The sequence below is a fragment of the Halomicrococcus pelagicus genome (assembly GCF_051917725.1).
In the GTDB taxonomy this organism is placed as follows: domain Archaea; phylum Halobacteriota; class Halobacteria; order Halobacteriales; family Haladaptataceae; genus Halomicrococcus.
Genome location: NZ_JBQBLX010000006.1, coordinates 267355 through 282464, shown reverse-complemented (window position 1 = coordinate 282464; position 15110 = coordinate 267355). Strand labels below are relative to the sequence as shown.

The 15110-nt window shown below is 60.2% G+C and carries 14 protein-coding genes; 10 read left to right on the top strand and 4 right to left on the bottom strand.

Annotated features, from left to right (window positions below):
- The first annotated feature begins 25 nt into the window (after nucleotides 1-25).
- From ACTF4R_RS17340 to ACTF4R_RS17330, 3 genes are all read left to right on the top strand, one after another.
- Nucleotides 26-1045, top strand: coding sequence for an ABC transporter permease (locus tag ACTF4R_RS17340; RefSeq protein ID WP_433633437.1), 1020 nt, complete (start codon nucleotides 26-28; stop codon nucleotides 1043-1045).
- Nucleotides 1029-1826 (top strand): ATP-binding cassette domain-containing protein, encoded by a 798-nt coding sequence (locus ACTF4R_RS17335; protein WP_440009143.1) that lies wholly within the window; start codon nucleotides 1029-1031, stop codon nucleotides 1824-1826. The genes ACTF4R_RS17340 and ACTF4R_RS17335 overlap by 17 nt, the downstream gene beginning before the upstream one ends.
- A gap of 117 nt (nucleotides 1827-1943) precedes the next feature.
- The gene (locus ACTF4R_RS17330) at nucleotides 1944-3467 is read left to right on the top strand and encodes an aldehyde dehydrogenase family protein (RefSeq protein WP_440009142.1); all 1524 of its coding nucleotides are present in this window, start codon (nucleotides 1944-1946) and stop codon (nucleotides 3465-3467) included.
- 19 nt (nucleotides 3468-3486) lie between these two features.
- Here ACTF4R_RS17330 and ACTF4R_RS17325 read toward each other — a convergent pair whose 3' ends face one another.
- A complete protein-coding gene (locus ACTF4R_RS17325; RefSeq protein ID WP_440009140.1) occupies nucleotides 3487-4299 on the bottom strand; it encodes a creatininase family protein in 813 nt (270 codons plus the stop codon).
- Nucleotides 4300-4626: 327 nt separating this feature from the next.
- Between ACTF4R_RS17325 and ACTF4R_RS17320 the strand changes: the two genes are divergently transcribed.
- From ACTF4R_RS17320 to ACTF4R_RS17305, 4 genes are all read left to right on the top strand, one after another.
- Entirely contained in the window at nucleotides 4627-5478 is an 852-nt protein-coding gene (locus ACTF4R_RS17320; protein ID WP_440009139.1) for an MBL fold metallo-hydrolase, read from the top strand.
- 217 nt (nucleotides 5479-5695) lie between these two features.
- Nucleotides 5696-6871, top strand: a complete 1176-nt coding sequence (locus ACTF4R_RS17315; protein WP_440009138.1) for a mandelate racemase family protein — start codon at nucleotides 5696-5698, stop codon at nucleotides 6869-6871.
- Nucleotides 6872-6873: 2 nt separating this feature from the next.
- Nucleotides 6874-7971 (top strand): Gfo/Idh/MocA family protein, encoded by a 1098-nt coding sequence (locus tag ACTF4R_RS17310; RefSeq protein WP_440009137.1) that lies wholly within the window; start codon nucleotides 6874-6876, stop codon nucleotides 7969-7971.
- A 56-nt stretch (nucleotides 7972-8027) separates the two neighbouring features.
- Nucleotides 8028-8894, top strand: coding sequence for an amidohydrolase family protein (locus tag ACTF4R_RS17305; protein WP_440009136.1), 867 nt, complete (start codon nucleotides 8028-8030; stop codon nucleotides 8892-8894).
- Nucleotides 8895-8977: 83 nt separating this feature from the next.
- On the opposite strand, the gene ACTF4R_RS17300 is transcribed toward ACTF4R_RS17305, so the two are convergent.
- Nucleotides 8978-9844 carry a fumarylacetoacetate hydrolase family protein gene (locus ACTF4R_RS17300; RefSeq protein ID WP_440009134.1) on the bottom strand — a complete coding sequence of 289 codons (867 nt, stop codon included), beginning with the start codon at nucleotides 9842-9844 and terminating at the stop codon, nucleotides 8978-8980.
- A gap of 125 nt (nucleotides 9845-9969) precedes the next feature.
- Here ACTF4R_RS17300 and xacF point away from each other — a divergent pair, with 125 nt between their 5' ends.
- A complete protein-coding gene (gene xacF, locus ACTF4R_RS17295; RefSeq protein ID WP_440009132.1) occupies nucleotides 9970-11421 on the top strand; it encodes a 2,5-dioxovalerate dehydrogenase in 1452 nt (483 codons plus the stop codon).
- 8 nt (nucleotides 11422-11429) lie between these two features.
- Here the strand turns inward: xacF and ACTF4R_RS17290 are convergent, their stop codons facing one another.
- Nucleotides 11430-12212, bottom strand: a complete 783-nt coding sequence (locus ACTF4R_RS17290) for an SDR family NAD(P)-dependent oxidoreductase (protein ID WP_440009130.1) — start codon at nucleotides 12210-12212, stop codon at nucleotides 11430-11432.
- 144 nt (nucleotides 12213-12356) lie between these two features.
- On the opposite strand from ACTF4R_RS17290, the gene ACTF4R_RS17285 reads away from it, so the two are divergent.
- Nucleotides 12357-13115 carry an HpcH/HpaI aldolase family protein gene (locus ACTF4R_RS17285; protein WP_440009128.1) on the top strand — a complete coding sequence of 253 codons (759 nt, stop codon included), beginning with the start codon at nucleotides 12357-12359 and terminating at the stop codon, nucleotides 13113-13115.
- A gap of 9 nt (nucleotides 13116-13124) precedes the next feature.
- Here ACTF4R_RS17285 and ACTF4R_RS17280 read toward each other — a convergent pair whose 3' ends face one another.
- Nucleotides 13125-13904: an ATP-binding cassette domain-containing protein gene (locus ACTF4R_RS17280; RefSeq protein ID WP_440009126.1), complete on the bottom strand. Its 780-nt coding sequence runs from the start codon at nucleotides 13902-13904 to the stop codon at nucleotides 13125-13127.
- Nucleotides 13905-14043: 139 nt separating this feature from the next.
- Between ACTF4R_RS17280 and ACTF4R_RS17275 the strand changes: the two genes are divergently transcribed.
- A complete protein-coding gene (locus ACTF4R_RS17275; RefSeq protein ID WP_440009124.1) occupies nucleotides 14044-15027 on the top strand; it encodes an ABC transporter permease in 984 nt (327 codons plus the stop codon).
- Nucleotides 15028-15110: the final 83 nt, after the last annotated feature.

Sequence of the window (15110 nt, the reverse complement as noted above, 5' to 3'; positions counted from 1 at the left end):
CCCTCCTAGCCGGATATTCACATCCATGAGCACTGTCGACGCCATCAGACGGTCGGTCGATATCGACGAGTTCCTGCTACGGATGCTCGAGAACATGATTTGGCCGATTCTGCTGTTGATGTCGCTGGCTATCTGGCTGGTTGTCCCCCGGACGTTTACGAACCTGCGGTCGTTCGAATTCATTCTCCACGGGTCGGTCGGACTTGGGTTCGTTGCACTCGCGGAAGCCGTCTGTCTCATTTCGGGGCACTTCGATCTCTCCGTCGGCTCTATCGCCGGGTTCTCCGCGATGTTGGCGGGGCTCATCGTCTCGGCGAACAAGTGGGCCCTCGTTTCAGATCCGTTCGTCGGTGTTCTCGTCATTCTCTCGATCGGGTTGGCTGTCGGACTCGTGAACGGCGTGATGGTCGGGAAAGTGGGCATCAACCCATTCCTACAGACGCTTGCGTTCCTGATCATCCTTCAAGGCGCGAAGCTCAGCTTGAGTACGATTACCGTCACGGGATTACCGGAGGGGTACGTCGAAATCGGGAATTCAGCCGAAATTTCGGTCGGTCTGCTCGTCCTCACGTTCGTCCTCGTCGGGCTAGTAATGAAGTACACCTCGTTCGGACAGGCGATCTACGCAGTCGGGAGCGATAAGGAGGCGGCGCGTGCGGTCGGTATCAACACCGAACGGATGATAATCGCGGTGTACGGTATCAGCGGCGTGCTCTCCGCTGCTGGTGGTCTGATGCTCACTGGCTTCATCAGCGTCGTCCCGCCGACGATCGGTGACGAACTCGTCTTCCCGGCGTTCGCGGCCGCGGTCATCGGTGGCGTGAGTCTCTTTGGCGGTCGTGGAAAGGTCACGGGCGCACTTGGCGGTGTACTGCTTCTCGGAGTCATCCAGGCCGCCCTGAACATCAGCGGAACGCCACCCGAGCAGGTAACGCTGGTGAACGGCCTCGTGCTCCTTGGCGCGATTTTGGTGTACAGCTCGCGGCGTCGGCTGCGCGAACGCATTCTCTCACAGCAGGTGGAGCCACGTGACTACGGACGATAATCTCGAGACAGCTGCGGTGGACGCTCGAGACGGTCCGTCCGAGAAAGCCCGCTTCGAAAACGTCACGAAACAGTTCGGACGAGTGATCGCCGTCGAAGACGTGACGCTGCCGGTTTACGAGAACGAAATCCTCGCCCTCGTTGGTGACAACGGGGCAGGGAAGTCGACGCTGATGAACGTTCTCTCGGGCGTCCATCGGCCGACGACCGGTCGCGTCATCTTCGAAGGAGAACCGGTACAGTTTTCGAATCCGAACGACGCCCGCAAGCGCGGTATCGAGACGGTCTATCAGGATCTCGCATTGATGGACGATCTCGACATCGCGACGAACATCCACATGGGGAAGTTTCCGACACGGCTCGGTGTTGGCCCGGTTGACGTTATCGACTGGAGCCAGACGTACGATGATACAACCGAGATCCTGAAGTTTCTCCAGCAGGACATCCGACCGACGACTGAGGTGGCATTTCTGTCCGGCGGCCAGCGCCAACTCGTCGCAGTGGGACGGTCGCTGCTGTTCGATCCAGAGGTGCTCATTCTTGACGAACCGACGAGTGCCTTGTCCGTCGCAGGGACCGAGTTAGTCCACGAGACGATGCATCGGTTGAAAGAGGAGGGGCATACCCAGATCGTCGTGAGTCACAACTTGGAGGACGTGTTCAGTCTCGCGGACCGCATCGCTGTGATGTATCGTGGGCAGCTCGTCGCAACCGTCGATCCAGACCAGACTGACAAAGCGGCGGTGGCCGACATCCTCCGAAGCGGACGACCGCCGTCTTAGCAACCCACCCACCGTTCACGGCAGCGTTTCGCCCTGCAAAGTCGTGATTGGGTCGAAGAGCGTGGTCGATCGCTCCAGAGGACTTATGCACAATCGTGGGCGATGATAACGTGAACCATGACAGATTGGGGGAGTGGATCAGCGACCGAGATGGGGGATGAACCGGCGTCGTTTCCGATGTACATTGCCGGCGAACCGACTGATAGTGAGAGCAACGAAACGTTCGCTGTCACGAATCCGGCAACAGGAGACACCCTCGGTGAGATGCCCGCTGGGACGCGAACAGACGCACAACGAGCGATTGACGCGGCACGAGATATCCAGCCAGAGCTCGAATTCATGACAGCGTTCGAACGCGCCGAACTCTGTCACGAACTTGCCGACGCCATCGATGCGAACAGCGATCGGTTGGCTGAATGGCTGACGAAAGACCAGGGAAAGCCGCTCGCCGAGGCGAGAGTCGAGGTCGACCTCTGTGCGAAGGAGTTCCGGAACGCAGCCGAGGACGTCAAGCGCGACGAAACAGAGGTCATCCCGTCGGAAGACGCTGGAAAACATATCTACACTATCCGAAAACCTCACGGTGTTCTTGGCGTCATCACGCCGTGGAATTACCCGTTGAACATTCCGGCTGAGTATCTCGCGCCCGGCCTCGCCGCCGGGAACAGTGTCGTCTGGGTGCCAGCGCCAACCACCTCAGTCGTCGCAACTCGACTACTCGAAGCGTTTTCGGACACGTCACTGCCTGACGGCGCACTCAACCTAGTTACTGGCGAGGGGCCGGTTGTCGGGAACGAACTCGTCGTCAACGACGGCACTGATGTAATTGGATTTACGGGGAGTCCCGAGACGGGCGAAGCGATTGCGAGGGATGCCGGAACGAAACCGACTCTCCTCGAACTCGGGGGGAACGGCCCTGTCATTGTTCTCGATGACGCTGATCTTGATGCGGCGGTCGAATGCACGTCCTTCGGGTGTTTCAGCAATGCCGGCCAGATCTGTTCCGCGAGCGAGCGCATTCTCGTCCATGAGGATGTCCACGACGAATTTGTTTCTCGGCTTGCCGACCACGCACAGCAGTTGTCACTCGATGACCCGATGGCTGAGGGAACGGACCTCGGCCCGCTCAACAACGATGCTGTCGCCGACAAGATGGACCGTCATATCGCCGACGCGAAAGAACAGGGTGCGACAGTCGTTGCTGGGGGGAGCCGTGCAGAGAACATGCCGACGGATCGATACTACCAGCCGACCGTTCTCGACAACGTAACAACCGAGATGGCGGTAAACTGGGAAGAATCGTTCGGGCCGATCGCTCCAATCATCTCGTTCGAAAGGTATGACGAAGCGATAGCAATCGCCAACGGAATCGAGCTTGGACTCACGTCCAGCGTCTTCACCAGTAACATCGAACTGATGCACTACTTCACCGAACGCATCGAGACCGGCATCGTCAACGTCAACGATAGTAGTGCGTACTGGGAGATTCACACACCGTTCGGCGGTTACAGTGGCAAGAACAGTGGCCACGGACGAATCGGAGGGAAGTACTCACTCGAACAACTCTCACAGATCAAGACGATTGCTGTCGATTACGAGAACGCAAAGTCACCGCTCGATCAAGGCAACGACACAGATTGAATCCGAATCAATCGACGGATTAGGTGCTGGCTATCGTTTGATCGTGGATCTCCTGGATGATGTCTGCGAGAGCTTCGCAGAGCTGGTCGAAAATCTGCGCTCCTTTCTCTGCACTCGCCAATTCAGGGTCCCCAATCACGCCGGACGACGAGTACGCCGTAAACGGTCGATAGACGGATAGTGAACCGCCTTCCACTAAGTCGACCGAAGCTCGTTCGTATGGTTCATCGGGATATTCGCCCTCGATGCTGTCTTCGCGAACGAGGTCGGGGCGAAGATGCATGAGAAGCGAAGTCTCGAACTCGCCTCCGTGCGCCATGCCACCGGAGTCACTCTCTCGGATATCGTCGACGAACGACTGAGCGAGCTCGAAGTACGTTAGACCAAGAATTTCGTGGTCAGGATGCGTGACACCAATGGCACTGGTTGCAGCATCGACGAGCGATTTATTCCCCCCGTGGCCGTTGACCAACAGCAGCGCATCGAAGCCACTTTCCAGTGCCGAATCAGCAATCTCCTCAAGGACGTGAAGGAGCGTCTCGTTGTCGAGGGAGATGGTGCCGCCGAACGGTAAGTGGTGAGGCGAGTAACCAGTCCAAACAGGTGGAAGGGCAAGCACGGGAAGATCGCCGGCCACTCGTTTCACACTCTCAGTAACGACGGCATCGACCAGGATTGTGTCAGTAGCGACTGGCAAGTGCTTTCCGTGTTGTTCGAGGCTTCCGACCGGTACGACGAGAATCGAACCACTCTCGGCTGCAAGACTCGTGATTTCGGACGCAGTTCTCCCGGCCCACGAGCCGTCTGTCTCACCGAAATGCTGGTAAATCATGTGACCGTAATCGGGCCGCAACTGCAAAAACCCGAGCGTCAATTACTCCGGATGAACACCACGGCGACGATGCGGCGAACGTTACGTGGGCACGAGACGGTGATACGGCATTCCGCGAACGTGGCGGGGAAGGTCCGTAGGGCGACTTCACTGGCGTCGGTGAACAGGCAGACGAAGACGTTGTTGAACGAGTTCGTGGCGAGAACGTCGCCCGTCTCGCAAACGTGATTCCGTACTGGGATTCGCTTCGCCTTCATCTGGCAGAACGAACAATAGGTGGCCCGAAGCCGGGGAACAGTTTATATTCTGGCTATAGTGAGAGGGGATATGGTTCACGCCACCTGGGGGGATTGGTTCGTGACCGAGGAGGTCGAGGGGAGCGAGCCGGACGGAGTTTCGGTGTGGTATCTCGGCTGCAATGGATTCGTCGTTCGGTCGGCCGAAACGACGCTGTACATCGACCCGTACTTTGCCGACGGTGACCCGCCGAACATCGTTCGTATGATACCGGTGCCGATGGATCCGGCGGATGCGACGCTCTGTGACGCTGTGTTCGTCACCCACGAGCACATCGACCACATGCATCCGCCGTCGTATGCCCCGCTCGTGAACGCCGACGAGGGGATGTTGTATGCACCACAGGCGGCCTACGACAGACCGAATTACGACGGCGACCTCGAAGTGGCCGACGAACGGAGGGCAGTCGTCGCCGACGGTGAGTCGGTCACTGTCGGTGATTTCACCGTTCACGTTCGTGGCGCAAACGACCCGGACGCCATCGAACCCGTCACGTACGTCGTCGAACACGACGCGGGTACGTTCTTCCACGCAGGGGATAGCAGACCAGCAGACACGTTTCACGACATCGGGGCGGAGTTCGACATCGATCTCGGTGTACTGGCGTTCGGCACCGTGGGCGCCATCTATTATCCGGACGACGACGAGACACGGACGACGCGATGGTATATGGACGAGAACCAGGTTATCGAAGCCGCGAACGCACTGCGACTCGACCGACTGTTGCCGTCTCACTACGATATGTGGCGGGGTGTGACCGCTGACCCGAAGGTGTTGCACGAACACGCCGCGTCGTACCAGTATCCACGGGTGATCGACGTTGCTTCCATCGGCGACCGACTGGTGCTTTCAGAACCCGGTATCGTCCCGTCCCGTACTTGACAGCGAAACGAGTCCCGTAATCGAACTCAGAGATGAGACCGGTCGTGCGTTTCCTCGACGTGAGGACGTGTTCGACTTCGGCGACGGGAGTAGCTCCAGAGGCGTCTCGAGATTGCAGCGTCACACCGCCGTTTCAGCGCGTTCAAGCCGGTGATTCGACGGCTCACGCTCCAGAGGTGGGTGGTGGTTTTATGCTCCTGTATAGTGTCCCATTGCCATGGCACTAACTATCACTCGGATAGAGAGTCGGGAATTCAGCTATCCGTTAGAGGACGTCGGAACCGACGAAAACGGGTTCAACCTCGTGTACGAACCCGGCACGACGACCCAGCGTCGGTTGTACGCGGTTCGAGTGGAGACGGACGAAGGCGTAACGGGGGAGTACGTGGGGGGGAACTCGCCGGGGGCGGCCCAGCTCAACATGTTCGCCGACTACCTCGTCGGGAAGAATCCGCTGCAGCGCGAGCGCCACTGGAGCGAAATCAAGCGCGCACTCCGCAAGTACGACCGCATGGGGATTGGTCCCGTCGACATCGCGCTCTGGGACCTCGCCGGCAACTACTACGACGCCCCGATTCACGAACTGCTCGGCACCTACCGCGACCGCATTCCCGCCTATGCATCGACCTATCATGGCGACGATAACGGCGGGCTGGACTCGCCGGAAGCGTACGCCGACTTCGCCGAGGAGTGTGCCGACATGGGCTACCCCGGGTTCAAGATTCACGGTTGGGGAGGTGGCGACGCTGCCCGAGACATCGACCGAGAAATCGAGACGGTGCATGCGGTTGGCGAGCGCGTCGGCGACCGGATGGATCTCATGATGGATCCGGCCTGCGAGTACGAGACGTTCGCCGACGCCCTGACAGTCGGGCGCGCCTGTGATGCCCAAGAGTTCTTCTGGTACGAAGATCCCTACCGCGACGGCGGCATCTCCCAGCACGGTCACCGCAAGCTACGGGAACGATTGGAGACACCGCTTCTCCAGACCGAACACGTCCGCGGGCTGGAACCGCACACGGACTTCGTCGCGAACGAGGCGACGGATTTCGTCCGGGCGGACCCCGAGTACGACGCTGGCATCACCGGCGCGATGAAGGTAGCCAACGTTGCCGAGGGGTTCGGACTCGACGTCGAGTTTCACGCGCCGGGGCCGGCACAACGCCACTGCATCGCGGCGACGCGGAACGCCAACTACTACGAACTCGCGCTGGTTCACCCCGACTGCCAGAACACTCAGCCACCGGTCTATCAGGGGGACTACTCGGATCTGCTCGACACCGTCGATCGAGACGGCACCGTCCCCGTCCCCGATGGGCCTGGACTGGGGGTCGAGTACGACTGGGAGTACATCGAGGACAACCAGACTGGTACCGTCCACGTCTACGACTGACGATGACATACAGGGCAGGTATCATCGGCGCGGGCGGTATCGCCGGGATGGGAATCCTCGGGATGCACCCCGAGGAAGATATCGGCCAGAAGAAGGTCCGGGCGAGTCACGCAGGCGGATACGAAGCGACCGACGATATCGACCTCGTCGCTATCGCCGACGTCGACGAGGCGAAACTGACGCGGTTCGGCGACGCGTGGGAGATTCCAGCGGACCAGCGATACGACAGCCACGACGCGATGCTGGCCACCGAAGACCTCGACGTAGTGTCGGTCTGTACACCGACGCTGCTGCACCACGACCACGTCGTCGACGCCGTCCGGTCATCCGCCGATCCCGACGTCGTCTGGTGCGAGAAACCGATCGCGTCGTGTGTCACTGACGCCGAAGAGATGATCACCGTCTGTGACGAGACCGATACGGAACTCGTTGTAAACCATTCGTTCAGGTTTACCGACAAGCTTCAGCAACTTCGCCACCTCGTCCAGACGGAGGGAATTCTCGGTGACGTTCGAGCGGTGAGCACCCAATTTCGGATGGAACTGCTCCGTAACGCGACGCATTTGTTGGACACGCTCGTGTATCTGCTGGATGCACGTGCGGCATCGGTAGCCGGATACATCAGCGGTGAGAACGAGGCCGTCGAGTCGCTCGATGCCGATCGCACGGTCGACGACGCCGGCGGCGGCGGGTTCGTCGTCCTCGACGATGGAACGTTCGTCACCGTCGATTGTACGATACCACGAGCGATGTCCTCGATGACGATGCAGTTCGTCGGCTCCGAAGGGAAACTCTATCTGAACAACGACGATGGCGAGTGGCGATACTGGCGGCTCGAGGACGGCAATCACGTCGAGCGGGAGTTGACTGACATCGACGGAGCGTGGACGTGGGACGACGACTACCGCGAGGCGTTTCCGAACGCCGCTCGTCACGTACAGGCGCTCCTGGACGAGGACGCCGAGAATCGGTCGACTGGCGAGGAAGCGGCGTGGTCGCTCGAAATCATCGTTGCGTTCTACCTGTCACATTACGTCGGCGGGCAGGTGTCGATTCCGCTCGAACGCCCCCTCCGGGACGTGGAAATCACGTCGTGGTGAGAATACCAGCACCGCACGATATCGTTTAGGTGATGCATGCCGTACACTGTCCGACCATGCCACTAATTGACACACATACGCACGCATGGGGGCCAGACACCGCAGAACTTCCCTGGACGCGACCCCTCCTACCGCCGGGATGGGACGGCGCGTACACGCACGCCGACCTCATCGCGGACATGGACCGCGTCGGCGTCGACGAGAGCGTCGTCGTAACGACGCCACTGTACGGACGGGGGCGGCGGGCCAACGAGTACACGATGCGCAGCATCGAAGCACATCCGGACCGGCTGTACGGAGTTGGCCTCATGGATTTCTTTCAGTCCGACCCGGAAACGGTTCGCTCGGCGGTCCGCCGCGTCGTCGGACATGACCGGATGCTGGGGGTGAGAATGCACGCCGCCCTCGACTACGAAACCCCATCAGAGATCACCGCAGACGCGGACTGGATACTCGACGACCGGTTAGCTCCCGTCTGGAAGGAAGCTGCCGCTCAAGACACCTGCGTGTTCCTCTTTCCGAAGGCGCCACAGCTATCGATGATCGGACGACTAGCAGGGACACATCCGGACGTTTCACTCGTCGTCGACCACATGGCGTGGCCTGACGAGAACACCGATCCAGGCGAACGGCCGTGGGCCGATTTCGAAAATCTCGCCGACCACAACAACGTCTACGTGAAGGTGAGTTCCCTGCCGCGCTCCTCGTCCGAGGACTGGCCGTACCGGGACATGCACCCATACGTCAGGAACCTGTTGTCGTGGTTCGGTCCGGAGCGGTTGATGGTCGGCTCGGACTACCCGTGGATGGACGACTGGGCCACCTACGAGGAGTGTCTCTCCTGGCTCGACGAGGCCACGTTCCTCTCCGACCGAGACCGCGAGTACTTCACATACCGTACCTTCGAACGGCTCCACCTCTGAGCTGCCAGCAGCAGGTCCCGACCGGGAAGGTAGGGGAAACGGCTGGTGTCGAGACGGTCCGACCGTAGCGCCAGAGCCGGACGTCAGACCACGGTGACGGTGTTGTCGAGCGTTCCGATCGATTCGACTGTGAGCGCGAGTTCGTCGTCCTCTCGGAGTGTGAACTCTTCGTCTGGGACGAGTGACGTCCCCGTCAACAACACTGCCACTTCCGGAACGGCGTTGTGACGGGTGAAATAGGAGACGAGCTCCTCACAGGTCCGGACCATCTCGGCCGTCGACGTTTCGCCTTCGTACACCACGTCGTCGTCGCGGACGATTCGCATCGACATCGCGAGGTCGTGTGGGTCGTCCAGCGACGTTTGCGAGACGATGCAGGGTCCGAGCGCGCAACAACGGTCGTACACTTTGGCCTGTGGGAGATAGAGCGGATTTTGCCCCTCGATGGCGCGGCTGCTCATATCGTTGCCGACCGTGTACCCCACGATTTCGCCCTGATACAGTACTATACCGAGTTCCGGTTCGGGGACGTTCCAGTTGGAGTCGTCCCGGATTCCGACTTCGTCACCGGGACCGACTGTTCGACTCGGCGTGGCTTTGAAGAACAGTTCCGGTCGCTCGGCGTCGTAGACGTCCAGGTATATCTCCGGCAGTCCGCTTTCGGCTTCACGTGCCTGCTCGCTGATTCGGTAGGTAACGCCCGCCGCCCAGACTTCCTCCGCCTCGACGGGCACGGTCATAGCGGCCAGCACCGACGGATCGACTCGGGACGCTTCATCGACGTATCGTTCCGTGATGGTATCAATCTCTAGTCCGCTGACGGCCGCGCTCCGTGCGAGATCCGCAAAACAGGTGAGCGATGGACGAACGCTCGTCAAGTCGACCAACCGGTCGCCGTCACGGGCGATCAGTCGCGTCTGTGCTCCGTCCTGCAGACGATAGTATTTCATGCGCTAGCATAGCACGCCAGCAGTAAAAATCGCCAGTCTAGGTACGGTGAGAGTTCAGGATTGTACCTGTCGGATCACCGACTGACGAAAAAGTGTATAGGTTCGACGCGGTTGGTCTACGTGGAATGGCGGGGACGTACCACAACTACATCGATGGAGAATGGATGGGCTCCGAAACGGGCGAGACGTTCGAGAACCGGAACCCAGCCGACCAATCAGACCTCATCGGACACTTCCAGCAGTCCAGTAGCGCGGACGCCGAACGCGCCGTCGAAGCAGCGGATGAGGCAGCAACAGAATGGGCCAACACGCCGAGCCCAGAACGAGGACGAATCCTCTCGACGGTGGCCCAGCAACTCGCAGAACGGAAAGACGAACTGACCGACACCCTCGTCCGCGAAGAGGGGAAAGTCCGGAGCGAAGCAGCGGGCGAAGTGCAACGAGCCGTCGACATCTTCGACTACTACGCCTCGAAGGCCCGCGACGTTGGTGGGACCGTCAAACCGGCGAGCAGTCCGGAGAAAACCCTGTACACGGTGAACGAACCGCTCGGAGTGGCTGCACTCATCACGCCGTGGAACTATCCGATCGCAATTCCTGCATGGAAAATCGCGCCTGCACTGGCAGCCGGGAACGCGGTCGTATACAAGCCAGCATCGCTTGCCCCGAACGTCTCGCGAAAACTGATCGAATCTCTCGACGACGCGGGACTACCCGACGGCGTCATCAACTACGTGACTGGGCCGGGAAGCGAAGTCGGAGCGACCTTCACCACTCACGAGGCTGTCGACGCTGTCTCGTTCACCGGGAGTCAAAAAGTCGGCAACACGGTGTACGAGCAAGCGGCCAGCGACCAGAAGCGCATCCAGCTCGAAATGGGCGGGAAGAACCCGACAGTCGTCATGCCGAGCGCCGATCTGGAGGAAGCGGTGGACATCGTCGCCGGTGGTGCATTCGGCGTGACCGGACAGGCCTGTACGGCGACCTCCCGTGCAATCGTCCACGAGGACGTCCACGACGAGTTTCTCGACCGGATCGTGGCGTACGCCGAGGATATCGACATCGGTCCCGGCCTCGAAGGCGGAGAGATGGGGCCGCAAGTGAGCCAGAGCGAACTCGACGGAACCTTACAGTACATCGACCTCGGCGAGTCGGAGGGCGCTACTCTCGAAACGGGCGGGACGCGACTCGACGATGACGACCACGCGGACGGCTACTTCGTCGAGCCAACCGTGTTCTCCGACGTGGATCCGGAAATGCGAATCGCCCAGGAGGAGATTTTCGGACCGGTTCTCGTGGTTATTTCAGCCCCTGATTACGACACGGCGCTGGATATCGCTAACGGCGTCGAGTACGGCCTCTCGGCGAGCATCGTCACCGACGATCTCACCGAAGCGAATCGGTTCGTCGACGAGATCGAGGCCGGCGTGGCAAAAGTCAACGAGAAGACGACGGGGCTGGAGTTACACGTGCCGTTCGGCGGGATGAAAGCTTCGTCGAGCGAGACCTACCGCGAGCAGGGGGAAGCGGGGTTGGACTTCTACACGATCAGCAAGACGGTGTACATGAACTACTGACGGGTGGGCTAGAAAATCTGCCACCCACCGTCGACGTGGAGCAGTTCGCCGGTGATGTACGCGGCATCGTCGCTGGCGAGAAACAGCATCGCACCGGCCACGTCCTCCGGGAAGCCCGCTCGGCCGAGCGGGACCGGCTTGACGAGTTCTTCGTTTTCGACCGCGTCGACTGCTTCGTCACTCCACCCCTCAGCGAATTCGGTCGCGATTTGTCCGGGCGCGACGGCGTTGACCCGTATGTCGTGTTCGGCGAACTCGAGCGCCGTTCCACGGGTTATCATTCGAACAGCACCCTTCGTGGAGTCGTACTGGACCTGGTCGAACTGTGCGAGGTTCGAGCTAATCGACGCTGTGTTGACGATGACTCCCGGGTCGTCGCGTTCGATCATGTCGTTCGCGGCGGCTTGACAGCCGAAGAAGACGCCCTTGGCGTTGACGGCGTGGATGCGGTCGAACTGCTCCGGCGTGATCTCACGCATCGGTCCCTCGATGTAGAGACCGGCGTTGTTCACCATGACGTCGACGCCACCGTAGTTTCTGGCATGGTCGACGGCTGCCTCTATCTGCGCCGGGTCGGTCACGTCCACCTCGAGATACTCGGCGGTACCGCCAGCGTTCTCGATGGCTTCGTGTGTGGGGACGTCCGCGTCTTTCGGCTCCTGTTCGACGTCGGCGTTGATGACCGTCGCGCCGGCATCGGCGAACTGGAGCGCCGTTTCGCGGCCAATGCCGGACGTCGCGCCCGTCACGACGACGGTGTCATCTTCGAAGTGAAATTCTGACTTCCCCATTGCTGTGAGAACACACACTATTTTTCGATAAATAGATGTCGTTCACACGGATGGAGGGTGCTGTCCAAGCGGCGAGAGAAACGACGGCAGCACGACCGGGGAAGTAGCATAATCGTTCATTATGCACCGAGACGATTAGCAGATATGGAGTCGAAAACGCTTCGACACCGGCTGCTGAACGGCGAGGAGACGGTGGGGACGTTCCAGACGATCGACTCTCCGATCGTCGCAGAGATCATCGGAAACGCGGGTATGGATTTCGTCATTCTGGACCAGGAACACGGGCCGCTGACGGCCGAGACGTGTCTCGGCCTTTGTACGGCGGTCGAACGCGGCGGGGCGAGTCCGGTCGTCCGCGTCCGCTCGAACACCGAGGCGGAAATCCAGCGTGCACTCGACATCGGGGCCGCCGGCGTCGAAGTTCCGCAGGTCGAAACGAAGACGGACGCCGAGCAAGCGGTGAACGCCGCCAGGTTCGCACCGACGGGCGAGCGAGGGTTATCCCCCTACGTCCGCGCGGGAGCCTACGACGGCGGCCCACAGTACACGGAGATACAGAACGAGGAGACGGCCGTCATCGTTCACATCGAAGGCGAACGCGGTATCGAGAACCTCGACGATATCATGGCCATCGACGGCATCGACGTTCTCTTTCTCGGCCCCTACGATCTCTCGCAATCCCTCGGTATCCCGGGAGAAGTCGACGACGACCGCGTCGAAGATCTGATGGCCGAGGTGTGCGAGCGGGCAGACGATGCCGATATCGTCGTCGGGACGTACGCCGACGACGTGGCGATGGCCGAGCGGTGGAGGGAAGCCGGCGCGCAGTACGTCGCGATCGGTGTAGACGCGCCGATCTTTAGCCGGGCCGTCGAAACGCTGGTGGATTCGTTCGAGTCGTGATGGGGGCTGTCACGCCGTCGACTGGCTGGACGCGGATTCCGACTCCGGTCGGCCACTGACCATCCGGGCGACGATGTCGTCGCGAGTGACACCGTCAGCAGATATGTCGCCGGCGTCCATCCCGTTGTAGAGCACCTTGATACGGTCGGCGATGCGTTGCGTGTACTCGATATTGTGAGAGATGACGATGATCGAGATACCTTGCTGTCGGAGCTGTTCTATCAGGTCGAGAACCCGTTTGGCACCCTCGACAGATAGCGCACTGGTTGGTTCGTCCATGATGATAACGTCGGGGTCGGAGAGGAGCGTCCGGGAGATGGAGACGAGCTGTCGTTCACCGCCGGAGAGGTCCCTGACCAGAGCGTCCGGATCGACGCCGATTTCGAGATCGGCGAGCAGTTCCTCGGCGCGGGCGCGCATTTGTCGCTTGTCCAGGACGCCGAAGAGACCGCGGAAACCGCGGACTCGCTCACGCCCGAGGAAAATGTTCTGCGTAACAGTGAGGTTGCCCGCGAGCGCGAGATCCTGAAACGCCGTTTCGATTCCGAGGCTCTTTGCGACCCGGGGATTGTCGATAGTGACAGTCCGGCCTCTGACGCGAATCGTGCCCTCGTCCGGAGTGAGAACACCGGCAAGACATTTGATGAGCGTCGATTTACCAGCACCGTTGTCCCCTACGAGCCCGTGTATCTCGCCGTCGCGAAGCGTGAAGTCCACGGACTGGAGAGCGACGACGCTTCCGAACGACTTCGTGATTCCTTCCATCTCGACCACCGCGCTGTCATCCATGTGCTAACGATAGTCGTGCCGGTCGCTTAGCTCTTCGTTCCGGTTCCGAAGCGTGAGTGAACTGGAAAAATCCGGCGAGGCAGGCGCGGGCAAAACGGCCAATCTATAACACCACTCGGAGCGTGCCAAAGTTTGGCATATGGGGTCCCGAACGCGGACTGGTCTCCAATTCGATCTCGACGGCACGACGCTACGAGCCCTCGGTCGGTATGGACCGATCCTCGGGCTCGTCGGGCTCTACGTCCTGTTCGCATTGATGACTGACCGGTTCCTCTCGTATCGCAATCAGTTGAACATACTGCGGCAGGTATCGATTATCGGCATTCTCGCTATCGCCAGTACGTTTCCCATCCTCTGTGCCGAGATCGACCTGAGTATTGCACAGATGATGGAGTTTACGGGATTGCTCATCGCTGCGCTCGCTACCGGGTCTCTCGTCGGCGGCGAGATGCCGGTCGTCGTCGCCGTCATCGCTGGCTTCGGGGCTGCGTTGGCACTCGGTGGCGTCTCCGGGTACATTACGAGCCGATTCGAGGCTCCTTCGTTCATGACCACATTGGCGATGCTGTTTCTCGCAGACGGTCTCGGACTGATCGTTTCGGAAAACCGCCCTATCATCGGGTTGCCGGAATCCCTGATGTGGCTCGGTAGTGGCTCGACCTTCGGATTCCCGAACATCGCGCTGACGTTCCTCGTCCTGCTCGTGATCTCACAGCTGATACTTTCGAGGACTCGACTGGGACTGTACATTTACGCGGTCGGCGGTGATCGGGAAGCAGCCGAGCGGATGGGTGTCAACGTACGACTAATCCGTATGGGTGTGCTCGTGATTTCGGCCGGTCTCACTGTTATCGCCGGCATCGTCATGCTCGGCCGTATCGGGAGTGCCATCCCGACGATGGGGAACAACTTGCTCCTCCCACCGATTGCGGCTGTCATCCTCGGCGGAGCGAACCTGTTCGGTGGCAGTGGTAACATGATCGGAACGCTCGTCGGCGTGCTCATTCTGGGCGTCCTCTCGAACGGACTCAATCTTCTCGGCGTCGACCCGGCGGGCCAACTCGTTGCGCAAGGTATTGTCTTGATGATTGCAGTACTCGCGAACGTGATTGGCCGCAAGTGATAGAGTTCCAGGCCCGAACGCAGTCTCACAGTGTACCCACACACTATCGCGGGCTGAAATTACCGTCGAAGAACTCTGTCTCT